At 58.7% G+C, this 22624-nt stretch carries 16 protein-coding genes and 1 tRNA gene; 10 read left to right on the top strand and 7 right to left on the bottom strand.

Annotated features, from left to right (window positions below):
* The first annotated feature begins 8 nt into the window (after positions 1-8).
* The 7 genes from WBG04_RS12905 to WBG04_RS12935 all read left to right on the top strand — a co-directional run bounded on the left by WBG04_RS12905 (position 9) and on the right by WBG04_RS12935 (position 11393).
* Positions 9-479, top strand: a complete 471-nt coding sequence (locus tag WBG04_RS12905) for a GNAT family N-acetyltransferase (RefSeq protein ID WP_424314847.1) — start codon at positions 9-11, stop codon at positions 477-479.
* A gap of 3 nt (positions 480-482) precedes the next feature.
* Positions 483-1172 (top strand): ubiquinone/menaquinone biosynthesis methyltransferase, encoded by a 690-nt coding sequence (locus tag WBG04_RS12910; protein ID WP_424314848.1) that lies wholly within the window; start codon positions 483-485, stop codon positions 1170-1172.
* A 460-nt stretch (positions 1173-1632) separates the two neighbouring features.
* A complete protein-coding gene (purD, locus tag WBG04_RS12915) occupies positions 1633-2895 on the top strand; it encodes a phosphoribosylamine--glycine ligase (protein ID WP_424314849.1) in 1263 nt (420 codons plus the stop codon).
* On the top strand, positions 2892-3416 hold the full coding sequence (pyrR, locus tag WBG04_RS12920) for a bifunctional pyr operon transcriptional regulator/uracil phosphoribosyltransferase PyrR (protein ID WP_424314850.1): 525 nt from the start codon (positions 2892-2894) through the stop codon (positions 3414-3416). Before purD ends, pyrR begins: the two co-directional genes overlap by 4 nt.
* The gene (locus WBG04_RS12925) at positions 3413-4342 is read left to right on the top strand and encodes a hypothetical protein (protein WP_424314851.1); all 930 of its coding nucleotides are present in this window, start codon (positions 3413-3415) and stop codon (positions 4340-4342) included. Before pyrR ends, WBG04_RS12925 begins: the two co-directional genes overlap by 4 nt.
* On the top strand, positions 4332-5252 hold the full coding sequence (locus tag WBG04_RS12930; RefSeq protein WP_424314852.1) for an aspartate carbamoyltransferase catalytic subunit: 921 nt from the start codon (positions 4332-4334) through the stop codon (positions 5250-5252). Before WBG04_RS12925 ends, WBG04_RS12930 begins: the two co-directional genes overlap by 11 nt.
* A gap of 195 nt (positions 5253-5447) precedes the next feature.
* Positions 5448-11393, top strand: a complete 5946-nt coding sequence (locus WBG04_RS12935; RefSeq protein ID WP_424314853.1) for an alpha-2-macroglobulin — start codon at positions 5448-5450, stop codon at positions 11391-11393.
* A gap of 60 nt (positions 11394-11453) precedes the next feature.
* On the opposite strand, the gene WBG04_RS12940 is transcribed toward WBG04_RS12935, so the two are convergent.
* The 5 genes from WBG04_RS12940 to WBG04_RS12960 form a co-directional block, all read right to left on the bottom strand.
* Positions 11454-11528: transfer RNA gene (locus WBG04_RS12940), tRNA-Arg, on the bottom strand.
* A 159-nt stretch (positions 11529-11687) separates the two neighbouring features.
* Complete coding sequence (locus tag WBG04_RS12945) at positions 11688-12233, bottom strand: DUF4136 domain-containing protein (protein WP_424314854.1); 546 nt, start codon at positions 12231-12233, stop codon at positions 11688-11690.
* A gap of 25 nt (positions 12234-12258) precedes the next feature.
* Positions 12259-13887, bottom strand: a complete 1629-nt coding sequence (locus tag WBG04_RS12950; RefSeq protein ID WP_424314855.1) for a CTP synthase — start codon at positions 13885-13887, stop codon at positions 12259-12261.
* 22 nt (positions 13888-13909) lie between these two features.
* Positions 13910-14671: a 3-deoxy-manno-octulosonate cytidylyltransferase gene (gene kdsB, locus WBG04_RS12955; protein ID WP_424314856.1), complete on the bottom strand. Its 762-nt coding sequence runs from the start codon at positions 14669-14671 to the stop codon at positions 13910-13912.
* A gap of 71 nt (positions 14672-14742) precedes the next feature.
* Positions 14743-14988 carry a hypothetical protein gene (locus tag WBG04_RS12960; RefSeq protein ID WP_424314857.1) on the bottom strand — a complete coding sequence of 82 codons (246 nt, stop codon included), beginning with the start codon at positions 14986-14988 and terminating at the stop codon, positions 14743-14745.
* Positions 14989-15378: 390 nt separating this feature from the next.
* Between WBG04_RS12960 and WBG04_RS12965 the strand changes: the two genes are divergently transcribed.
* The 3 genes from WBG04_RS12965 to dnaN all read left to right on the top strand — a co-directional run bounded on the left by WBG04_RS12965 (position 15379) and on the right by dnaN (position 20013).
* A complete protein-coding gene (locus tag WBG04_RS12965; RefSeq protein ID WP_424314858.1) occupies positions 15379-17046 on the top strand; it encodes a sodium:solute symporter family transporter in 1668 nt (555 codons plus the stop codon).
* A 262-nt stretch (positions 17047-17308) separates the two neighbouring features.
* A complete protein-coding gene (gene dnaA, locus WBG04_RS12970; protein WP_424314859.1) occupies positions 17309-18766 on the top strand; it encodes a chromosomal replication initiator protein DnaA in 1458 nt (485 codons plus the stop codon).
* Between the two features lie 149 nt (positions 18767-18915).
* Positions 18916-20013 (top strand): DNA polymerase III subunit beta, encoded by a 1098-nt coding sequence (dnaN, locus tag WBG04_RS12975; RefSeq protein WP_424314860.1) that lies wholly within the window; start codon positions 18916-18918, stop codon positions 20011-20013.
* A gap of 93 nt (positions 20014-20106) precedes the next feature.
* On the opposite strand, the gene WBG04_RS12980 is transcribed toward dnaN, so the two are convergent.
* Both WBG04_RS12980 and der read right to left on the bottom strand, forming a co-directional pair.
* Complete coding sequence (locus tag WBG04_RS12980; protein WP_424314861.1) at positions 20107-21081, bottom strand: ABC transporter ATP-binding protein; 975 nt, start codon at positions 21079-21081, stop codon at positions 20107-20109.
* Positions 21082-21150: 69 nt separating this feature from the next.
* Entirely contained in the window at positions 21151-22551 is a 1401-nt protein-coding gene (gene der / locus WBG04_RS12985; protein WP_424314862.1) for a ribosome biogenesis GTPase Der, read from the bottom strand.
* Positions 22552-22624 lie beyond the last annotated feature (73 nt).

Genomic DNA, 22624 nt, shown 5'->3' on the forward strand with positions numbered 1-22624 from the left:
GAAGGCGCATGATCGATATGCTGGTGCGGCTCTATGACCTTCCGGACTCCCGGGAGCTTTACGAGCGGGTGGAGGCTCAGGGGATTGTGTTGCGTCGGGCGCGGGCATTCGAGAAGCATACGGTGACGGAGTTTGTCGCGGCTGGATTTTCGCCCAAGTGGGTGAGCGAGGTGGAGGTGGCGATGAGCCGCCAGCCGATTGCCTGCTTCATTGCGACGAAGGACAAGCAGGTGATTGGTTTTGCGTGCTGCGACACGACTTCGCGCGGTTTTTTCGGGCCAACGGGGGTGGCGGAGAGCGCACGGGGCAGTGGAGTGGGAAAGGCCCTTTTGTTCAAAGCCCTCGAAGGATTGCGCGAGCTTGGTTACGCGTATGGCATCATTGGCGGAGTCGGTCCGCGTGAGTTCTACGAAAAGGCCTGCGGGGCGATCGAGATCCCCGGAAGTGATCCAGGAACCTACAACGATTTACTTCCCTAGGCGATGGGCGAAGGAACCATCCAGGATCCGGCTTATGTGCGGGAAGCGTTTGCTCGCATCGCCGACCGCTACGTAACGACCAACCATGTGCTGAGCATGGGGACGGACATTCTCTGGCGGAAGAAGGTCGCGCGGATCGTGCGACGCTGGAAGCCGGAGCGAGTGCTCGATGTGGCGACCGGCACCGGCGACCTGGCGTTAGAGATTCAGGATCTGTGCCCCGAGGCGGAAGTCGTGGGCAGTGACTTCTGTGCGGAGATGCTGGTACACGCTTCCGAGCGGGGTTTGGCGAAGACGCTGGTGGCGGATGCGATGGATTTGCCGTTTGAGGACGGAAACTTCGATGTCGTGACGGTGGCCTTCGGTTTGCGCAACATGGCGAACTACGAGACGGGTCTGAAGGAGATGCGACGCGTGCTCCGGCCGGGTGGACATTTATTGGTGCTCGATTTCTCCCTGCCGGATCCACCCTTGAGAGGGCCTTATCAGTGGTACCTGCACCGGGTTCTGCCGACCTTGGCGGGATGGCTGACTCGCCAGACGGACGCCTACGAATATCTCGGAGGATCGATTGAAGAATTCCCGATGGGCGAGGAAATGGCGGCGCTGATGGAAAGTTGCGGCTACCGAGAGGTTGAGATCGATCCCGTCACCTTCGGGGTGGCGACGATCTATACGGCCCTTGCGAACTAGGCCCGATGGTCGGCGGTTTGCCGGGAGGCTGCCTGAATCAAGCCCGTGGTTTTAGGGAAACCCGGTAGGTGATCCGACGCTTGCGGATGGGGAAAGAAGCGTGATTCTGGCACTCATTCAGGGTGGTGCAACGTACTTTAGCGAGCTGCGTCGTGGCAACCGGAGCTCTCCTTGCCACAAGTGTCGCCGGATGCTGCGGCGAGCTTGGCGCTGCAAGTCCGGGACTCCGTCCATGCCTGGCGTTGGCTGCGGCAATTCGAGACTTCTTCAGCCAATGAAGGATGCGTGTCTGGAAGTCGTAAGGTCCGGTGAGCATGGGGGTTGAACAGTTGAAGTTCGCGGGAAGTAGCGGACAGGAATCGATTTTTTCAACCGGGAACTTGAAGATGTTCCTCGGCAGGAAGGGAATCGGGCCTCCGGGGCTTGCAAAGCCAAGCACTCTGAATGAAAACGGGTGCACATGAAGATTCTGGTGGTAGGCAAGGGGGGGCGCGAACACGCGCTGATCAGGGCATTGGCGGAGTCTCCGGGGGCGCACGAGATGTTCAGCTTTCCGGGGAGCGATGCGATTTCGGAGCTGGCGGAAATTGTGGAAGTGGGTGACGAGGTCGAGGAATTGTTGGCGTGGATGTCGGCGGTCGGGATCGATCTCTGTGTGGCAGGCGAAGAGAGCTATCTGGTCAAGGATGACGGCCTGGCGAATGCCTGCGAGAGGGCGGGGATTCCCTGCTGGGGGCCGCACAAGCAATCCGCACAGCTGGAGGCCTCGAAGGAGTTCGCGAAGGAGTTTTTGGAGCGAAACGGGATCCCGACAGGTGGTGCTGCAGCAGTGGATACAATCGATGAAGCGCGTCAGGCAATTTCGGGAAAATACCCGGTAGTGCTTAAGTTTGATGGGCTGGCGGCTGGGAAAGGTGTCGCGGTTTGCATGGAGGAGAGTGAAGGGGAGGCATTCCTCCACGAGGTGCTCGTCGAGCGCCGTTTTGGCGCCGGGCGGATGCTGATCGAGGAGTTTCTAACGGGTCCTGAGGTGTCCATTTTTGCGGCGGTGGTTGATGGGAAATATCAGATCTTCACGCCAGCGCGGGACTACAAACGGATCGCCGAAGGCGACGAGGGTCCGAACACGGGCGGCATGGGTGCGGTGGCGAGCCGCCAGTTGATCTCGGCCGAACTGCTGGAGCGCATTGAGCGCGAAATCGTCGGGCCGACGGTGGTCGGTTTGCAGCGGGAGGGGCTTCCTTATCGCGGCTTCCTTTACTTCGGGCTGATGCTGACGCCGGAGGGTCCGAAGGTGATCGAGTACAACTGCCGTTTTGGAGATCCGGAGTGCCAGGCGGTGATGCCTTTGGTGAAAGGAGATCTGGCGGAATATTGCCTGGGAGGGGCGAAGGGCCAACTCGATCCGACAAGGATTTCCTTCGATGAAGGTTGGAGCGTCTGTGTGGTGGTGGCTTCGGCGGGATATCCTGACAGCTCGCGGAGCGGGGATGTGATTTCCGGCACGGAGGACGTGGGCGAGGCTCGCGTCTATCATGCCGGGACGAAAAAGAACCGCTCCGGCCAGTGGGAAACCAACGGAGGGCGGGTGCTGGCGGTGGTCTCAACGGCTGCGGATCGCGAGTCGGCGGTGAGCGCGGCGCATGCGGCGGCCGATAAGATTCACTTCGATGGCTTGCAACGCCGTCGCGATATCGGAATCCTCCACTTCGAAGGGACATGAGCCGGTTTTTGGGAAAGGACGAGATGGAGGCGGGCATCGCCAAGCTGGCGGAGCAGATCCAGGCGAGGGCCTGTGGCGGGCCGTTCGCTCTGATCGGCATTCGTAGCCGTGGTGACGAGGTGGCCGAGCGGGTGAGGAAACTGCTGGTGGAGGCGGGCTGCGTTCCAGACTATGGGGTGTTGGATATTTCGCTCTATCGGGATGACTTCGAGCACCTTCACGAGAATCCGAAGCTCCAGGGCAGTGAGATTGATTTTCCGTTAGAGGGGGCCAATCTGGTTCTGGTTGATGATGTGCTTTTCACGGGTCGGACGATCCGGGCGGCGCTCGATGCGCTTTCTGACTACGGTCGGCCGGGAAAAGTCGAGTTGGCGGTGCTGATTGATCGAGGTCACCGCGAACTGCCGATTCAGCCGGACTATGTCGGCATCGTTTTGGAGACGGCGCGGAGAGATCACGTTTATGTTTCGCTCGAAGCGACCGACGGAGAGGACAAGATTGAGATCAAGGACGCATCGTGAGCCCCTTACCCAAAAAGAAGAAGACGGCTGAGGAGCTCGCGGCGCTGCGTGAGTCATTGGGGATTTCTTCTGACGGTCCGCCCCCGGATGCCCCCGGCGTGATGGGTTCGGGCAATTTGGAGGCAGCTGTTCCGCGACCTCCGACGGAAAAGCCTGTCGAGACGCCGGTCGAATCAAAGCCTTTGCCTGCTGCCAGGATTGCGCAGGAGAAGCCTGAAGAACCGGAGGCGCGGATCGAGAAATCTGAGCCGGTCGAGAAGGTTGAGCGGGTGGAGGTGAGTGGAAAGCCGAGTCAGGCGCCGGTGGTGCTGGAGCCTGCTGAGGAAGAAGTTGAAGCCAGGGCGAAGCCGGTGAAATCGCTGAGGAAGTCCGAGCGTTTGCCTGCCGACAAGCCGAAGAAAGTCAGGTCGAGGGAATCCGGCAAGTTGCCGACCCGTGGGCGTCGCGAAGCAGAGCGGAGTCGAGAAAGCCCGGCGGCAAACGTGAGCTCTGGAAGGAGTGGGAAACTACCGACGCGAAAGCACAGCGATGAGGAACTGGCGAGGCTGCGCCGGGCCCCGCTGCCGGGTGTGGAAGCTCCAGCGGTGCATCTGGCCAACCAAACGGCGGGCCCGCTGGCGCTGGTTGCCATCTACGGTGTTGGTTTTTTGTTGCTGGTCCTCGCGATGCTGGGCGGGATTGCAGGTGGGATGTCGCGTTTCGATCTGCCTTTCGAGTGGCTGCAGGATGCGGTCGTGTTGCCCCATTATCGCATGATCCTTTTCGGCGTCATGAGCGGAGGAGTGGGCGTGATGCTGATTGGAGCGGCGTGGATTTTCTTCAAGAAACCGATCTCCCAATATCATGCCGCGATCCTCACGATCATCGCGGTGCTTGTTCTTGTCTTCGGAACCCTCTATTTCTTCCCCGGACTCCATGGCGCGTAAGGACCTTCTCGACCTCGCCTCGCTGGAACGCGAGGAAATCGATCTGTTGCTCGATCAGGCCGTGCCGTTCAAGGAACTCTTCACGCGGTCGGTGAAGAAAGTGCCGGCTCTGAAGGGAAAGTCGGTGCTGATGCTCTTCTACGAACCCTCGACCCGGACGCATTCGTCTTTCGAAGTCGCGGCGAAGCGGCTGTCGGCGGATGTGACGAACTTCGACGTGCCCCATTCCTCGGTGGTGAAGGGGGAATCGGTGCGCGAGACGGTGGAAACCCTGCAGGCGATGAGGACGGACTATATCGTCGTCCGGCATGGACGGAGTGGGCTTCCCGGAATGATCGCCCGACAGACCAAGGCGAGTGTGATCAATGCCGGTGACGGTGCGCATGCCCACCCGACGCAGGGTTTGTTAGATGCCTTCACGCTGAAGGAGGTCTTTCCTGAACCGGCTGGAAAGAGGGTGCTGATCATTGGCGATATTCTGCATAGTCGGGTGGCGCGATCGACGACCAAGGTGCTGCGCGTGCTTGGTGTGGAAGTGGCGCATCTCGGGCCGGGTTCGCTGGTTCCGAAATGCGGGGCGGATGGGGTGACGCGCTTCACCGACTACGATGAAGCGATGAAGTGGAAGCCGGATGTGGTCTATCTTCTGAGAGTTCAGATGGAACGTCAGGATGTGCAGTTTTTTCCGAGTCTACGTGAGTATCACAAGGTTTATGGAGTGACTTGTGAGAGGTTGAAGCGGCTCGAAGGTGAAGGAACGTATCTGATGCATCCGGGTCCGGTGAATCGTGGGGTGGAGCTTTGCGACGAGGCGATGGACTACGGCCGGAGCCTGATCAATACGCAGGTCGAGAATGGCATCGCGGTGAGGATGGCAGTGCTCTACTGGCTGAAGCCGGTGACGGGGTGAATCTGGAGACGGAGTTTTTGAAGTCCGTTGTGCTTGGTTCGTAGTGGGGGATCGTTTGAGAAGGTTCGGTCTCATTTGGTGAGGCGAAAGGACTTGCAAAGTCCTTCTCCATATTTGGTCTAAGAAAGTGGGATTTTAGGTGTCACAATACCGGGGTCTTGGGTCAATGTGATTGGGTAGTCTTCCGTTTTTAATATGAGAACTGTGTTTGTTTCAATCTGGGTGGTCTTGTGTTTGAGTCTTGGCGTGACCAGTGCCGCCTCGAGAGAGGCGGAGTGGAAAAAGGTCGACGAAGCTCGGGAGAAGGATCAGCCGAAGACGGAAATCGAGCTGCTGGGAGAGATTGAAAAGGCGGCATTCGCGGATGAGGCGTGGGGTGAGGGCGCTCGTGCCATGGCGCGTCGGATCCTGTTGGAAGGAGTGATTGAGGGAAGCCCGGCGGCGTCGGTGAAACTGCTGGATGAGCAGATGGAAAAAGCGCCGGTGCCGGCCCGGGCAGTGTTGCGAGCGCTTTCGGCGCATTGGTTGTTTTCCTACTACCGAGAGAACCAGTGGCGCTTCATGCAGCGGTCGGCGACGGCTGGGCCTCCGGGTGAGGATTTCGAGAGCTGGGACTTGGCGCGGATCCTGAGCGAGATCGATCGCCGTTTTCAGGTCTCACTGGAAGATCAAGCGGAGCTGAAAAAGATGCCGGTGGGGGAATTCAGCGAGCTGATCGTTGGTGGAGATTTTGATAAGGCTTACAGACCGACAATCTTCGATTTCCTGGCGCATCAGGCGCTCGATTTCTACGCGATGGAGCAAGTGGCGGTATCGAAGCCGGCGGATGCGTTCGAAGTGGAAGCCGGCGGTCCGGCACTGGGATCGGTGGAGGGATTCATGAATTGGAAGCCGGAGACTGCGGAGGTGGATTCACCGAAGTTGCGGGCAGTGGAATTGCTTCAGAGTCTGTTGGCGTTCCATCAGGACGACGAAGATCAGTCGGCGTTTCTTTATAATGATCTGGTCCGGCTGCGCTGGGCGGGTCAGGCCGCGGTCGGTGCGGAGAAGGACGCACGTTTCAAGAAAGCACTGAGAGAATATGTCGAGAAATGTGCGGATTCGCCGCTGAGTGCCTGGGCGCGGCTGACGTTGGCGGATGATTTGAAGAAAGACGGTGAACTGAAGGAGGCTCACGCGGTGTTGAAGGCGGGTGCGGAGGCGTTTCCGGAACATCCATTCGGTAAGACCTGTCGCAGCCAGATGCTTGATCTGGAAGAACCGCTGCTGACGCTGACCGCCGAGTCTCAATGGACACCGGCGACGGAAGAAATCCGGGTGCAACACCGGAATTTGAATCGGGTGTGGTTCCGGCTCTATTCAATGCCATTTTCGGCAGACAAGAAGACCCTTGGAGCCGATCCGGTGCCGGATCGAAATGGAGGATTGCAGCGTTTGTTGGAGCGCGAGGCTGTTAGAGCATGGTCGGAAGAGTTGCCTGATGATGGGGACTACAAGTCCCGTACTTCATGGCTGAAAGTGCCCGAGGATCTGCCGGCCGGATACCACGTGCTGGTCGCCAGCGGGCGTGAGGACTTTTCTGAAAAGGACAACGCACTGGCGCTGAGCGGCGTGCACGTGACGACGCTGGCGATGACGGCGGGTATTGACGAAGGAAAGCGCGTCGAAGGCTTCGTCGTCGATGCCGTGAGCGGAGCGCCGCAGGAAGGTGTCGAGGTGGAGATCTGGTTTTCGCTGCATGTTGGCTTGCACAGAAAATCGGGGAAAACGGATGAAGAAGGGAGGTTTTCGGTCGCGAAGCCGAAGAACTTGAATCACTTCATGGCGGTGGCAAGTCGTGGTCTGGAGCGTGCGGTGGTCCGGGCCTGGGGTGGCCACAGCCGAGGAAATACCCAGTCCTATGATGCAGTGACCTTCTTCACGGATCGGGCGATCTATCGGCCGGGGCAGACGGTGCATTTCAAGGGGATCCTGAGTCGGGTCGACCGGGAAAAGGGAAAATATGAGGTGATCAAGGAGCGGGCGGGTTCGGTGATTTTGCGTGATCCGAATGGCAAGGCAGTCGGCAAGGTGGAGGTGCAGAGCAACGAACGAGGATCGTTCGCGGGGACCTTCACGGCACCGGAAGGCTCGGTGCTGGGGGTGTGCCGCTTGTCGTTCGATGGGATCAGCGGTCAGGCGAACTTCCGGGTGGAGGAATACAAGCGTCCGAAGTTTTTCAGTGAAGTGAAGCCGCCGGAAGAAGCGGCGGTGCTTGGCAAGGAAGTCCGGGTCAAGGCGCGGGCGGAGGCCTACACCGGGGCGGCGATCGATGGGGCGAAGGTCGAATGGCGGGTGACGCGTGCGACGCGCTTTCCCTCATGGCTGCGTTTTTGCTGGTGGTATTTCCCGCCAATTAGCGAGGTAGAGGAAATCGCGCACGGCACGGCCGAGACCGATGCGAATGGTGAGCTGGTGATCGCTTTCGAGGCGAAGCCGGACCGCTCGGTGCCGGAGAATGTCGAGCCGGTGTTCAACTTCGAAGTGACGGTCGATGTGACCGACGGCACGGGCGAAACGCGCTCGGCGACGCGGAATGTCTCGGTGGGCTACACAAGTCTGCGGGCGAGTGTGATGGCGGCCGACTGGCTGGTGGCGGGGAAGGAACTGGAGTTCGAGCTGCGGACGGATTCGCACGATGGGGAACCGCGTTCGGCGGAAGGGGTGCTGAAGATTCACAAGCTGAAGGAGCCGGAGAAGACGCCGCGGCCGGACTTCAATGGCGGCGGGCGTTACTATGGTGGACCGCCGCAAGAAGAGGACGGCAGGCCTTCGCCGGATCCGAACCATTGGGAGCCCGGCGAGGTGGTGGCAGAGCTTCCGGTGAAGACCGATGAGAAGGGCGAGGCGGTGGTGAAACACACCTTGGGGGCCGGGGCCTATCGTTTGATTTTTGAAACGAAGGATGCCGGTGGGAAAGAGGTGAAGGGACTGGACGGGATTGAAGTGCTTGATCCGGAAGGGAGCGTTTTTCCGACGAAGATGCCGTTTTTCACCACGAGTCCGGCGTGGCAGTTGGAGCCGGGGAAAACATTCGAGTTACTCTGGGGCAGCGGTCACGAGGAGGCACGTGCTTGCGTCGAATTCTGGTTCGATGGGGATCTCTTGAAACGCGAGTGGTCGAAGCCGGAGCGGACGCAGCAGGTGTTTTCGATCCCGATTGAAGAGCGCTTCCGCGGTGGACTGACCGTGGCGGTGTGGCAGGTGACCGAGAACCGGCTGCACCGAATGCAGCGACAGGTCGTGGTTCCGTGGTCCAACAAGGAGCTCACTATGACCTGGGAGCATCTGGTGTCGAAGTTGGAGCCTGGCTCGAAGGAAAGCTGGACGGCGGTGATTTCCGGGCCGGACGGCGAGGCGATGGCGGCGGAGATGGTGGGGACGCTCTACGATGCTTCACTGGATGCTTTCGCACCGCACTCGTTCCGGACGCTGGCGGGGATGCTGAGAAAGGAATATTCGCCCTACAACGGCTCTCAGTTCAGCAGCTCTGCCCAACAGTTGCGTCAGTTAGAGAGTTTTGATCGCAGTGCGCGTTTCGGCTTGGGGAGGATGTTCGGTGAGTTCCGGCCGGATCTGCATTTCTCGATGGGGAGATACTATTTGGGTCGGAGCGGCGGGTTGGCTGGAGTTAGGACTTTGGAGGGTGCGGCGATGGCCGATGCCTTTGCGGCACCGGCTGACGGGCCGGTGCCAATGGCGAAGGCACAAGCTTCCGCGGTAGAAGGTTTGGATCTCGGCGAACTTCAACGAGACAAAGTCGGAGGTGCGCCCGATCTGGCCGAAGTTTCGGTCAGGACGAACCTTCAGGAGACGGCATTCTTTTTTCCACAACTGACAAGTGGCGAGGACGGCAAGGTGCGGATGACTTTCACGATGCCGGAAGCGCTGACGAAGTGGCGCTTCATCGGGATGGCGCACGATGCCGACTTCAGGTCGGGGTTGTTAGATGGGGAAACGGTCACCTCGAAGGACCTGATGGTACAACCGAATCCACCGCGCTTCCTGCGCGAAGGCGATGAGCTGTATTTCACCGTCAAGGTGAGCAATCAGAGTGATGAAGAGCAGGGTGGAGTGGCGCGGCTGTCGCTGGCCGATGCGGCGACCGATGAAGATGTGACCGCATCGCTCGGTGTCGATGTGTCCGAGCAGTCCTTCACGGTGCCGGCGAAGCAGAGTCGGACGCTGAAGTGGAAGCTGTCGGTGCCGGATGGCGCGGGCTTTCTGAAATACAAGGCAGTGGCATCGAGTGGGAAGCTGAGCGATGGTGAGGAAGGCTGGTTGCCGGTGATTTCGAAGAGGATTCTGGTGACGGAGTCGATGGCCTTGCCGATCCGCGATGCGGTGACCAAGGAGTTCGAGTTTACGAAGTTGCTCGAAAGCGGTGGCTCGGAGACCCTGGACAACCGCTTTCTGCATGTGCAGGTGGTTTCCCAGCCGGCCTGGTATGCGGTGATGGCGCTGCCTTATCTGATGGAGTTCCCGCACGAGTGTTCGGAGCAGACTTTCAATCGCTACTATGCGAACGCGCTCGGTGAGAAGATCGCCGGTTCGGATCCGAAGATGCGGCGGATCTTTGATCAGTGGAAGCGGGAGGGCGGCGATACTCTGGACAGCCCCTTGATGAAAAATCAGGACCTCAAAGGCATTTTGTTGGAAGAGACACCGTGGCTGGCCGAGGCGAACAGCGAGTCGGCGGCGCGACGCCGGGTGGGTTTGCTTTTCGATGAGAACCACATGGATACGGAACTGCAGAAGGCGTTGCAGAAACTGGTTCAGATGCAGGGTGGCGATGGCTTGTGGCCGTGGTTCCCGGGCGGGATGGGAAATGAATACATCACGCTTTATATCACGACCGGGTTTGCGCGTCTGCGGGAGCTCGGAGTGGAGACGGACATCACCCCAGCCCTGCGCTCATTGCCGGCCTTGGACCGGAAATTGACCGAGCGCTATGAGCGGCTGAGAAGCGACGATCACCTGAAGAATCATAACGTCGATCCCTGGGTGGCTCACCATCTTTATACTCGTAGCTTCTTTCTCAAGGATGTGGCGCTGCAAGGTGAGAACAAGGTCGCCTTCGACTACTTTGCCGGTCAGTTGCGCAAGTGGTGGACGGATCTCGGAAGCCGAATGTCGCGTGCTCATGCGGCGCTCGCCCTCCATCGGGTGGGCGATAAGGAGGTGCCTGAGTTGGTAACACGTTCTTTGAAAGAGAATGCCAAGGTCACGGAGGAATTGGGAATGTTCTGGAATGACAGCGAGGGAGCAGGCTGGTGGTGGTGGCAGGCACCGATCGAGACGCAGGCGATGATGATCGAGGCCTTCCGCGAGATTGATGAGGATGAAGAGGCGGTCGAGGATTGCCAGGTGTGGCTGATCAAGCAGAAGCAGGTGAGCGATTGGAAAACGACCAAGGCGACGGCGGATGCGGTGTATGCGCTGCTGATGGGCGGGCGGAACCTGTTGGCTTCTGATGCCTTGTTAGAAATTTCGCTCGGCGGGGTGAGCGTCGAGCCGGAAGGCGTGGAGGCCGGGACGGGGATGTATCAGGCGCGGTTCGTCGCTGATGAGGTTTTGCCGGAGCTGGGGAATATCGAGTTGAAGAAAAGCGATGAAGGCGTGAGCTGGGCGAGCGTGCACTGGCAGTATCTCGAGGACATGGCGAAAGTGACTTCGGACGATGGCACCGAGTTGCAGCTGGAGAAGTCGCTTTTCTTGAAAAAGAACAGCGACAAGGGTCAGGTGCTGGTGCCTGTTGAAGGTCCGGTGAAGGTTGGGGACGAGTTGGTGACCCGGGTGGTTCTGAAGAACGATCGGGCGATGGAGTTCGTGCATTTGAAGGACCTGCGTGGCAGCGGGACAGAGCCAGTCAATGTGCTGAGCGGCTATCGCTGGCAGGATGGCTTCGGCTACTACGAAGTGACGCGGGATACGGCGAGCCACTTCTTCATCGATCGGTTGCCACCGGGGACGCATGTCTTTGAGACGAGCGTGCGGGTCCAGCATGCGGGGGAGTATCAGACGGGGATTGCCGAGATTCGCTGCATGTATGCGCCCGAGTTTGCGGCGCACAGCGCGAGTGTGGAGATTGTGGCGGAGTGAGGGTTCGCCAAAGTCTGGCGAACCAATTTGGCAACATGACCGGGACGGTCATGCCACGGCTGGCGGACCCGGCAGGAATCGAACCTGCATCTGCGGCTTCGGAGGCCGCCATTCTATCCGTTGAAATACGGGTCCCGAATGCCTGTGCCCGGCTTGGCCGGGTGGGCCGGAGTGTTACGGGGAGTCGGCGGGGTTGGCAAGGAGAACTGTGGGCAATACTGCCAACGAAATCGGCGGACTAGGAGGTCCGCCGATCCGTTCGCAAGCCGGGAGGTTTGCGCGATTCTGAGAGGCTTAGCGGAAGAATCCGTTGAGGGCTTCGGTGACGGCGGCATTGATGTTTGCCTGGCGCGCCGATGCGGAGCTGCTGGTGTAGATGTCGCGGGTGGCGTGGCCGCGATAGACGAGTTCGTTGGTTCTGGCATCGATGACGTCGACCACGATGGTGCCGGATTCGAAGGCGTCCGGGCGGTTGTTTTTGACGACGCCGAGGGTTTGAGCCTTGTCGACGATGGAATCGGAATCACGTCCGTAGCCGAAGTAGTCATCAAACGCGATCGTCGAGTAGTTGTTCTGCACGAGAACGAGGTAGCCAACGATCAGATCGGCGGAGCCGTCGGTGACGGTGAGATGGTTGGCGCGGAAGTTTGAGGCGAGCGATTTCTGAATCATCCGGTTGGCGCTTGCCTGATTGGGAAACTCTTTGTCGTAGGTGGGTTCCTTGTCGATGGTAACGAGACGGGCGGAAGTGTATCCCTTGCTGGTGCCCTTCGGCATTTCCACGGAGGAGCAGGAAACGGCGGCGAAGGCGAGGGTGGCGAGTGCGATTCTAGCGATCATGGATTCAGTAATACGAGTTTGAGATTTACGGGTTAGAGATTTCGGCATTGGCCCGATCGAGGGCGGCCTTGATGAAGCCGGCGAAGAGCGGATGGGGCTTGTTCGGCTTCGAGCGAAACTCAGGATGGAACTGGGCGGCAAGATAAAAGGGGTGATTGGGGACCTCGATGATCTCGACGAGGCCTTCGTTGGCAGATACTGAGGAGATGACGAGACCTCCCTCTTGAAGCTTGTCCTGATAGTCGGAGTTGAACTCGTAGCGGTGACGATGCCTTTCATGAATCCGGTCGGCGCCTCCATAGAGATCCGAGGCTCTGGTTCCGGCGAAGAGGATGCTTTCACAGGAGCCGAGACGCATGGTGGCCCCCATGTCCTCGATTCCTTTCTGCTCTTCCTGAAGACAGATCACCGGGTCCTTGGCGTCCTTCTTGAATTCGGTGGAGTTGGCTTCGGTAAGACCGCAGACATTTCGTGCATATTCGATGGTGGCGATCTGCATGCCGAGACAGATGCCAAAGTAGGGGATGTTAGATTCACGGGCGTATTGGGCGGCGAGAATCTTGCCTTCGATCCCACGATCACCGAATCCGCCGGGAACGAGGATGCCATGAACGTGTCCGATCGATGCCGCAGCCCCGTTGTCCTCAATGGCCTCGGCCTCCACTCTGACGATATTGATTTCGGTATCGTGGTGAGCTCCGGCGTGAATCAGGGATTCATAGATGGATTTGTAGGCATCCTGCAGTTCGATGTACTTGCCGACCACGGCGATGGTGGTGCGGTGTTTCGGGTGGATGACGCGGTAGACGAACTTTTCCCACTCCTCGAGGGCGGGCGCCGGGGTGTCGCTGAGTCCGATCTTGTCGACAACCAGGCGGTCGATCTTGTCGCGACGCAGATCGATCGGGCATTCGTAGATGGTGTTGGCGACATCGCGGAAGGCGACGACGTTCTTGCGCTCGACATTGCAGAACATCGCGATCTTGCGGCGATTGTCTTCGTCGAGATCGGTTTCGGTGCGGCAGATGATGATGTCGGGCTGGATGCCGAGTTCCCGCAGCTTGGCCACGGATTGCTGGGTGGGCTTGGTTTTTGCCTCACCGGCAGCCTTGATGTAAGGAAGAAGGGTGACGTGGATGAAGCAGACGTTCTGCTTGCCGACTTCGAGCGCGTATTGACGAAGGGCTTCGATGAAGAGCAGGCCCTCCATGTCTCCGACGGTGCCGCCGATTTCGGTGATCAGCACGTCGACGTCGGGATTGTCGAGGGTGACCTGTTGCAGCCGGCTCTTGATCTCGTCGGTGACGTGGGGGATGAACTGGACGGTCTTGCCCAGGTACTCACCGCGGCGTTCCTTCTTGATCACCGAATCAAAGACCTGACCGGAGGTGAGGTTGTTCATCTGGGAGAGCACTCCTGAGGTGAAGCGCTCGTAGTGTCCGAGATCGAGGTCGGTTTCGGCACCGTCGTCGAGGACATAGACCTCGCCGTGTTGATAGGGCGACATGGTGCCCGGGTCGACGTTGAGGTAGGGGTCGAACTTCTGCATCAGCACCTTGAGTCCCCGGTGTTCGAGCAGGGTTCCGATGGAAGCGGCGGCAAGACCTTTGCCGAGGGATGAGACGACGCCGCCGGTGACGAAGATGTATTTCATAAAAGTGCCGAGTGAGCAGTGATCAGTGTGAAGAGGAAGAGAGCAGTCGTTCGATTTCCCGGGCTTGCTCGGGAGTATCGACGCCGGGTGAGGTGTCGGTCGTTGTTAGAACCTTGATTGATGCTCCGTTTTCGAGAGCGCGGAGTTGTTCGAGCGATTCCGCTTGCTCAAGAGGTGAAGGAGGCCAGGTGACAAAGCGTTCGAGGAAGGTCCTGCGGTAGGCGTAGATCCCTTTGTGTCTGAGGACGGGCAGGTCCTGAACCGGATTGCGGAAAAAGGGAAGCGGTGATCGGGAAAAATACAGCGCGCGTCCATCGAGGGTGGTGACGACTTTAACGACGTTGGGATCGTTGACGGCGGGGTCGGCCGGGTCGAGCGGATTGGCGGCGGTCGCCATGTCGAGATCGGGCTCGTTTGCCATGGTGGCGGCGAGTTCGTCGATGAGTTCGGGATCGATGAGCGGTTCGTCGCCCTGGATATTGACCACGTGGGTGGTGCCGGGGAGGGAAGCGATCGCTTCGGCGATGCGGTCCGTTCCGGTGGGATGCTCGCTGGAAGTCATCACGGCACGAGCACCGAAAGCCTCGGCAGCGCTGAAGATACGTTCGTCATCGGTGGCGATGAGCAAGTCATCGAGCCTCATGCACCGGGAGCATCGTTCCCAGACGTGCTGGATGAGGGGCTTTCCGGCGATGAGATGAAGGGGCTTTCCGGGGAAGCGTGAGGACCCCCAGCGGGCTGGGAGAATGCCGGTAATGTGGATGCCGCTCGGGTTGGGACTCACGGGAAATGCGATGGCCGGAGACTAAGGGCCTCGCCAGCAAGGCGGCAAGGGCGGAACATGGATATTGCGCTTTAGTGTCCTGTCCACGTGCCATCGGACTCGAGAAAGCGAAGGGCCTTGTCGTAGGAGCAACCGGAAAGGAAGTGCTCAAGCCTCGGCGGGAGGCTGCCTTGGTGGGACTGATGCCAGCTGCTGATCTGTTCGGAGACCGTCTTCAATGCGCCCAAGTGGGCATCAGGATCACGATCGCGGAAAGCATGGTCGGCGATGACTTCGACACGACGCTGGAGAAGAGTGGCGAGGTCGGGATGGAGCATGGGGGGAGCTTGGTGGATCGGTGGGATGGGGCAAAGTTTTTTCAGGAGGGCAATTGGGAGATTGTTCCTGCGCACGGAACCGAGACCGAGCGGACGATCAATTATTCATCAAAAATTGAACCGCCAAGCCGCCAAGATCGCAAAGAATCTCCGACTATCATCCATGGATAGAATCCTCACCCAGCTCAAGGAGATCAAAACTTGGCGGCCTTTGCGCCTTGGCGGTGAAAGATTGGCTGAGTCTTCAATCCATCCGCTGAACTTTTCACTAGTGTAGAGGTCCTATTCATTGGGAATGAGTGGTCTGTTTTCGGGGAGCCGGCTGAAGCCAGCGCTCCTTGCCGTAATTCGGGCGTGGACGAATGAGGGGGCGAGTCTCTAGCGTGCGCCATGTTCATCGGAGCGATTGAGGTGCATTTCACGTGGATCGATTGGGTCGTCCTTTTTGGCTACCTCGGGATTTGCACGCTGGTTGGCCATTTGATGAGCGGCAAGCAGTCGACGATCCGGGATTTCTTTCTCGGCGGGCGTTCGCTGCCCTGGCAGGCGGTGAGTGGTTCGATCATCGCCACGGAGATCAGCGGCGTGACCTTTATCGGGGTGCCGGGCACCCTTTTTGCGTTGCAGGGCGACTTCACCTACCTCCAGTGGGCGATCGGGTCGATTCTGGCGAGGGTGCTTGTGGCGAAGTATCTGGTCCCCCTTTATTACGAACAGGAGATTTACAGTCCTTATGACTATATGGGTCGAAGACTCGGTCGTGGGGCGAAGAAAATCGCCACCGTGCTTTTCACGCTGGGTAGTATTCTTGGCCAGAGTGTGCGGGTGCTGGTGGCGGCGATTCCGCTAAAGGTGGTGACCGGGATGCCGATTGAGCTGAGCATTCTCATCATCGGCGTGTTCGCAATCGGGTGGACATTGATGGGGGGCATGCGGACGGTGATTTGGACCGATGTGATGCAGTTCGTCATCTTCGCATTCGGGGGACTGCTGGCGCTTGGATGGATCGTGGCCAATGTTCCCGGCGGTTGGGGTGGCTTTTGGCAGACGGCCGAAGGATTTGGCCGGACAAACGTCTGGGACTTCACTGCGGGCTTTGAAGCCGAGCTTCAATTCACCTTCTGGGTCGCGCTGTTCGCCGTTCCGTTCCAGAATTTTACCGCGTTCGGAGTCGATCAGCTCAATGCGCAGCGGATGTTCTGTTGTCGCGATGCGAAGCAGGCAGGGAAAGCGCTTCTCTACAGCTGCTTCGGCCAGATCCTGACCTTGCTGATGCTGCTGGTCGGCGCGGCACTTTTCGTCCATTACCACCAGAACCCTTTCACCCCAAGCGAAGCGGAACTGCTTCAGGTCAAGGATCACGTGATTGCCGGCAGCAATGTGCTGGAGCCCGGGAAGCACGACTACGTCTTTCCGATGTGGATCGTGACGGTGCTTCCAACCGGACTTAGTGGCTTGCTGCTGGCTGGGGTCTTTGCGGCGTCCATCTCCAGTCTCGATTCGATATTGGCGGCCTTGAGTCAGACCACGCTGTCGATGATCTACCATCCGGAGCACCGCAGCGACGAGGAACTTGAGAAGATGAACCTCGTTAGGAAGTCTCGAATGCTCGTGATCTTCTGGGGGCTGTTGCTGACGGGCTTCACCTTGCTGCTGAATATCGCACGCGAAGGGATCCCGATCCTACCCCTGGCCTTTGGCATGACCAGCTACACGGTTGGACCCCTTCTTGGATTGATGGTCTGCGCGATGTTGGGAAGGGGGAGCATCCGAGGATTGTTTGTCGGATCGCTGCTCTCGTTTCTACTCGTCGCGTTCATTCGTCCTGACTTCTGGGTGCTCGCGGGCAAGGCAGGAATGCCGCTGGAGTGGCTTGGGATGTTTGGCACCTTCAAGCCGGAGGCACTGGCTGAGGGCGCCGTCGACTCGATCTGGTGCTACGTCTGGGCATGGCCCGTCACGGCAATCCTCACTTTCCTGTGTGGATGGGTGCCTGGTAAGGCGGGTTACAAAATTGACACAAGCTCAGGACCCGATTCAGGGTCCAGAACCGCTTGATTTATAGGAAGAAAGGCCTGAATCCATCAGCACTGGATTCGATTTAGTTCGGCAAATTGAAGCATCTCCAAGGTCAAGTTTTTAAAAAAACAAACCGTGGAACACTTGTGGAATGAGGCTGACGGGCGCTGATTGTTAGGTCGGATTGAAATGGGTTCCCACCAAGTGCTCCGAGCTTTTACACCTTAGCCCGTCGCAGGAATCAGTGTGGTTGATCTGATTCGGGGGCCGGCAAAACAAAAAATTTACGAGCAAGACAAACATGGAAACGGTGGCTGGATGGGGGGATTCAGAGAGCAATGGCGAGGAGCATGGAGATGCGGTCAATGGCGTTGGTGGATGCTGGCAACGGGCCTGTCGCGAACTGAGTGGCCTGGTCAGCAGGGATGCCTTCGAGCGATGGTTCAGCGCAGCTAGTCTGCAGTCTGTCGAGGACCGGGTGGCGGCCGTGGGGGTGCCGAATGAGATCCATCAGGTTTGGATTGAGACCAACTACCTCAGTGAGCTCAAGGTGGCGGTCAACCGGGCACTGCCAGACGTCACCGAGGTGAAGTTGGTGATCAATGAGATCAGCAAGAAAGCCCCTTCAGCATGCAACGGCAGCAACGGCAGCAACGGAGAGAAGGATGATTTCTTTCCTGAGACGATCGCGGAGTTGGATAGCGCCGACGAACTAGGCTTCGGGAAACGTCTCAAGTCCTCGGGGCTCAACCCGCAAAACGCCTTCGATTCTTTCGTAGTCGGAGCGAACAGCCAGTTCGCCCATGCGGCGTGTGAGGCGGTGGCAAAGGGCAAGGGCAAGGGCTACAATCCGCTCTTCATTCATGGCGGACCTGGCCTTGGCAAAACCCACCTGATGCAGGCGATCGGTCAGGAATGGCTACGGCGCACCGGGCATTCCAAGGTCGTTTACCTGACCTGCGAAAAGTTCACCAACGAGTTCATCGATGCGGTTCGCAAGGGAGACCTCGAGCGTTTCCGTCGCCGCTATCGCTCGGCGGAAGTGATGTTGATCGATGACATCCAGTTCCTCGGCAACAAGGACCGGACCCAGGAAGAGTTCTTCCATACTTTCAACACGCTGCTCGACGGGCATTGCCAGGTTGTCCTGACAAGCGACCGGCCTGCCAGTGAGATCAAGAACCTCGAGCCACGTCTGGTTTCCCGCTTCGAGTGTGGATTAACCGTCGAGCTGCAGGCTCCGGCACTTGAGACCCGGCTTGCCATCCTCCGGCGCAAGGTTGAGGAGTGGAAGATTCAGGTCGATGAGGAGATCATTCGCATGCTCGCCGAACGTATCCGCAGCAATGTCCGGCGTCTTGAAGGAGGCCTCATGAGGGTCGGAACCTTCGCTTCCTTGGCGGGTGAGAGAGTGACCTTGGAGAAGGTCGAGCATCTGCTGCGCGATCTTCTGAGGGAGGAAAATGGCAAGCAGGTGACCTTGGATGCCATTCAGCGCACCGTCGCCGAGCACTTCGATCTCCGGCTGGCCGACATGACCAGCCGCCGCCGCCCGGCGAGTATCGCTGGGCCACGCCAGATCGCCATGTATCTGAGCCGGACGATGACCAAGTCCTCCTTGGTGGAGATTGGAGAGGCTTTCGGCGGTCGGGATCACGGCACAGTGATCCACGCCGTCAAGAAGGTGAAGGAGCGGATCGAGGTCGATACCGAGATCAACGATCGGATCCAGCGAATCGTGGGGGATCTCAGACGCTGAGGAGCTTGCAAAAGTTTTTAAAATTCAGTGACTACCGCTGGATTGGTGGCGGTGATTCCCGCTGGATCGGTGATATACGCGATCTGGGAGAAACGGGGCTTGCCAAGCCTTCGCAAAAGCAGTGAGCATCGCGGCAGCAAATTTGCCAAATGAAGTTCAGTATTTCCAAGGAGGCACTCCTCGACGGCCTGCAAAAGGTCCAGCACGTCGTCAGCACGCGTACCACGCTCCCCATTCTTTCCAATGTCCTGCTGGTCGCGGAGGATGGGAAGCTGACATTGACGACGACCGATCTCGACGTGGGCATCACCGGCTCTGTTGAGGCGAAGGTCGACAAGCCGGGCGCGACCACCTTGCCGGCCAAGAAACTGGTGAACATCATTCGCGAGCTTCCTGCCAGCGAAGTGGAGATTTCAGTCGATGCCAAGAACGTGGCTTCGATCCAGTGTGGACCTTCCTTCTTCAAAATCATCGGTCTCGGGCAGGATGACTTCCCCCCCTTGCCGGACTTTGAAGGAGCCAAGGAATACCGCATTCCCCAGGAGTTGCTGCGCAATGGGCTGAAGAAGACCGTCTATGCGATTTCCACCGATGAGACACGTTACGTGCTCAACGGCATCTACACTTCGTTCCGCGAGGGGAAGCTGACTTTGGTGGCGACGGATGGTCGTCGTCTGGCGATGATCGAGAACGATCTGGATTTCCCGTCGAGCCAGGAAGTCGATGTGATCGTCCCAACCAAGGCTGTGCAGGAGCTTTTGCGTTTGCTTGGAGATAGTGGTGAAGTGCTGGTCCGATTGAGCGGCAGTCAGATTTCGTTTGCGATTGGCGAGCACCTGTTGGTCAGCAAACTGATCGAAGGAAACTATCCGAACTATCGTCAGGTCATTCCGGGTGATTCGAGTGAACGGGTGGAGCTGCCACGCGAGGCGATGCTTGAAACCGTGCGTCGTGTTTCGCTTCTTTCCTCCGACAAATCGAATTCGGTCAAGCTGGTCTTCAGCAACAACAAGGTCGAGGTGACCGCCAATTCGCCGGATGTCGGAGAAGCTCGTGAAATCCTTGAGGTTCCCTATGACGGCAAGGACCTTCAAATTGCTTTCAATCCGGAGTTCCTCAAAGCACCTCTTCAGAATCTTAGCGAGGAGACGGTTTACCTGGATCTGATCGATGAGATGAGTCCCGGCGTGGTGCGCATCGAGGGAACGTTTCTCTACGTGATCATGCCGATGCGGGTGACTGGGTGAGGCAAGGAGCGGGGACTTGCAGTCCCCTGAGGTGATGAGTTGGACGCCGTGAGACTTTGTTGCTGCCTAGCGACTGAAGTCGCTGCTCCTTGATTATGCCAGGCAGCCTGGACAGTTCTGCACGAAATGACCGGGCTCGATCTCGGTCAGTTCTGGCGGGTGGTCCGTGATGCAGAGCTCGGCATTGCCAATCCGGTTCCTTTCGCGGAAAGCACAGCCAAGAGGTGGATGGGTGGTGTCCGGTGGCAGTCCGGGAATCGTGTAGAGTTCCTCGCCTTTCTCATGGCGTGCCGGGATGCTCTGCAGTAGCGAACGGGTGTAGGCATGGAGGGGATTGCGGAAGAGCTCCGCCTTGGTCGTGCTCTCGACGATCCGGCCGGCATACATCACACTGACGTGGTCGCAGACTTGAGCCACGACTTCGAGATCGTGGGTGATGAAGACGACGGCAGTGCCGAGTTTCTGCTGACGATCGCGAATCAGGTCGAGGACTTGCTTTTGAACGGTGACATCCAGAGCGGTGGTCGGCTCGTCGCAGATGAGGAGCTCGGGCCGGGTAATCAGCGACATGGCGATCATCACTCGCTGGCGCATGCCGCCGGAAAATTCGTGCGGGTAGGCGGCGATGCGTTTCTCGGGATCGGGGATGCCGACTTCGGCAAGGGCTTCGATCGCCAGAGACTCGGCCTCCTTTCCTCGAATGCCTTCGTGAATCCTGAGCGGCTCGGTGATTTGGTCGCGGATCCGCATGTAGGGATTGAGCGAGGTCATCGGATCCTGGAAAATCATTGAGATCCGCTTGCCACGAATCTTCATGAGTTCCCGATCGGAAATCTGGAGCAGGTCCATGCCGTCAAAGACCGCTTTGCCGGAGTGAATGCGGCCGGGCGGCATCGGGATCAGGCCAAGCAGCGAATAGCAGGTGACGGATTTCCCCGAGCCTGATTCGCCAACGATGCCGTGGGTCTCGCCGGCTTCGACCGAAAACGAGACATCTTCAACCGCGTGGACGATGCCGTTGCGGGTGTGAAAGCGGGTGGTGAGGTTACTGACGTCGAGAAGCGGCATGGACCGGTATTTCTGTGTTTCGGGAGAACGAAGGGGAAGCCTTACTCCCGATCGGGATGCGATGCGGGTTTACTTGGTGAAATCCAAATCTCTGCGGCGGCGTGAACGAACCGAGAAGATCACCGGGATGGCGGGTGCCGGATGGGCTTCGCGGAGGCGGTTGCCGAGGTACTGTTCGTAGCTCTTGTTCATCATCTGCTTGTCGTTGACGAAAAGGACGAAGGTCGGCACCGGGATGATCGGATAGCGTTCGTTGACTGCGGTCGTGGCGTAAAAGAGTTTCAGGCGCTTGGTTCCCCGACCCACGGTGGGTGGCGGGTTTTTCTGGAAAGCCTCCTTGAGCATCCGGTTGAGGACACCGGTGCTTGGAACATTCTGGGCACTCTTGCGAATGGACAGGGTTTCTCTCAGCACTTCATGAACGGCCTTGCCCTCCTTGGCCGAAACACAAACGAAGGGCGCGTAGTGAAGAAAGAAGAGCTCGCGGCGGACCTGCTCTTCCGCTTCCTTTTTGCGCTCGCGCATCGAGGCTCCTGGATGAAAGAGATCGAACTTGTTGAGAACAATCAGGCAGGGCTTTTGCTCGTTGACGATCAACTGCGCGATCTTCCGATCCTGCGCGCTGACGCCGGCGGCCAAGTCGATCACCAACAGGCAAAGGTCGGCGCGGCGGATGGCCTTTTCGGAGCGCATTGCCGAGAAGACTTCCACAGAGCTGTCCCGTTTGGCGCGAGGTCGGAGACCGGCGGTGTCGACGAGGGTAAAGCGTTCGCCTTCGAAATCGTAGGGGATGTCGAGCGCGTCGCGGGTGGTGCCGGCGATGTCGGAAACAATGGTGCGCTCGTCTTCGAGAATCGCATTGATCAGCGAAGATTTGCCGGCGTTGGGTTTGCCGACGATGGCCAGCTGAATGCCGCGGACCTCGGCTTCCTCGACCGCGACCTCGATCTCTCCTGCGAGCGGTGCGATATGATCATCGATGGCTCCGACCAGCCGGTCAAAGCCCCGGCCATGTTCCGCGGAAATCGCGATGCCCTCTCCAAGACCCAGTCGACTCATGTCGGCGAAGGAATTCTCGTGCTTCTCGTGATCGACCTTGTTGAGGACGAGCAGGACGGGGGACTTGGCCTGCCGCAGCTTGCTGGAAAGGGCCGAATCGATGGTGGTGAGCCCTTCCTGGGCATCGACGACAAAGAGAATCAGATCCGCGGTATCGAGGGCGATGTCGGCTTCCAGTGAGACCTGGGCAGCGAAGCCGTCTTCGAGCGAAGCGCCGATGCCGCCGGTATCGACCAGGGTGCACGGGTGTTCCGTCGCCTTGCACGGAGCCGAAATGCGGTCGCGGGTGACACCGGGCTGGTCGTGCACGATGGCAATCCGGCGCTGGGCGAGCCGGTTAAAAATGGCGGATTTCCCGACGTTGGGGCGTCCGACGATGGCGACAGTGGGCATGGCCGAAGATTCGACCATGAGGGGCGATTAGGCGAGTGCAATTCTAGAGGGGAATTCTGACGATGGGGGTGTTGGTGATCAAACAGACGAG

Source organism: Haloferula sp. (assembly GCF_049672945.1).
Taxonomy (GTDB): domain Bacteria; phylum Verrucomicrobiota; class Verrucomicrobiia; order Verrucomicrobiales; family Akkermansiaceae; genus Haloferula.

Excerpts from the sequence above, each read along its gene's own strand:
- WBG04_RS12950 (WP_424314855.1), bottom strand. The coding sequence starts at position 13,887 with ATGAAATACATCTTCGTCACCGGCGGCGTCGTCTCATCCCTCGGCAAA.
- der (WP_424314862.1), bottom strand. The coding sequence starts at position 22,551 with ATGGTCGAATCTTCGGCCATGCCCACTGTCGCCATCGTCGGACGCCCC.
- WBG04_RS12930 (WP_424314852.1), top strand. The coding sequence starts at position 4,332 with ATGGCGCGTAAGGACCTTCTCGACCTCGCCTCGCTGGAACGCGAGGAA.
- WBG04_RS12960 (WP_424314857.1), bottom strand. The coding sequence starts at position 14,988 with ATGCTCCATCCCGACCTCGCCACTCTTCTCCAGCGTCGTGTCGAAGTC.
- purD (WP_424314849.1), top strand. The coding sequence starts at position 1,633 with ATGAAGATTCTGGTGGTAGGCAAGGGGGGGCGCGAACACGCGCTGATC.
- WBG04_RS12965 (WP_424314858.1), top strand. The coding sequence starts at position 15,379 with ATGTTCATCGGAGCGATTGAGGTGCATTTCACGTGGATCGATTGGGTC.
- WBG04_RS12945 (WP_424314854.1), bottom strand. The coding sequence starts at position 12,233 with ATGATCGCTAGAATCGCACTCGCCACCCTCGCCTTCGCCGCCGTTTCC.
- pyrR (WP_424314850.1), top strand. The coding sequence starts at position 2,892 with ATGAGCCGGTTTTTGGGAAAGGACGAGATGGAGGCGGGCATCGCCAAG.
- WBG04_RS12905 (WP_424314847.1), top strand. The coding sequence starts at position 9 with ATGATCGATATGCTGGTGCGGCTCTATGACCTTCCGGACTCCCGGGAG.
- WBG04_RS12910 (WP_424314848.1), top strand. The coding sequence starts at position 483 with ATGGGCGAAGGAACCATCCAGGATCCGGCTTATGTGCGGGAAGCGTTT.
- WBG04_RS12935 (WP_424314853.1), top strand. The coding sequence starts at position 5,448 with ATGAGAACTGTGTTTGTTTCAATCTGGGTGGTCTTGTGTTTGAGTCTT.
- dnaN (WP_424314860.1), top strand. The coding sequence starts at position 18,916 with ATGAAGTTCAGTATTTCCAAGGAGGCACTCCTCGACGGCCTGCAAAAG.
- dnaA (WP_424314859.1), top strand. The coding sequence starts at position 17,309 with ATGGAAACGGTGGCTGGATGGGGGGATTCAGAGAGCAATGGCGAGGAG.
- WBG04_RS12980 (WP_424314861.1), bottom strand. The coding sequence starts at position 21,081 with ATGCCGCTTCTCGACGTCAGTAACCTCACCACCCGCTTTCACACCCGC.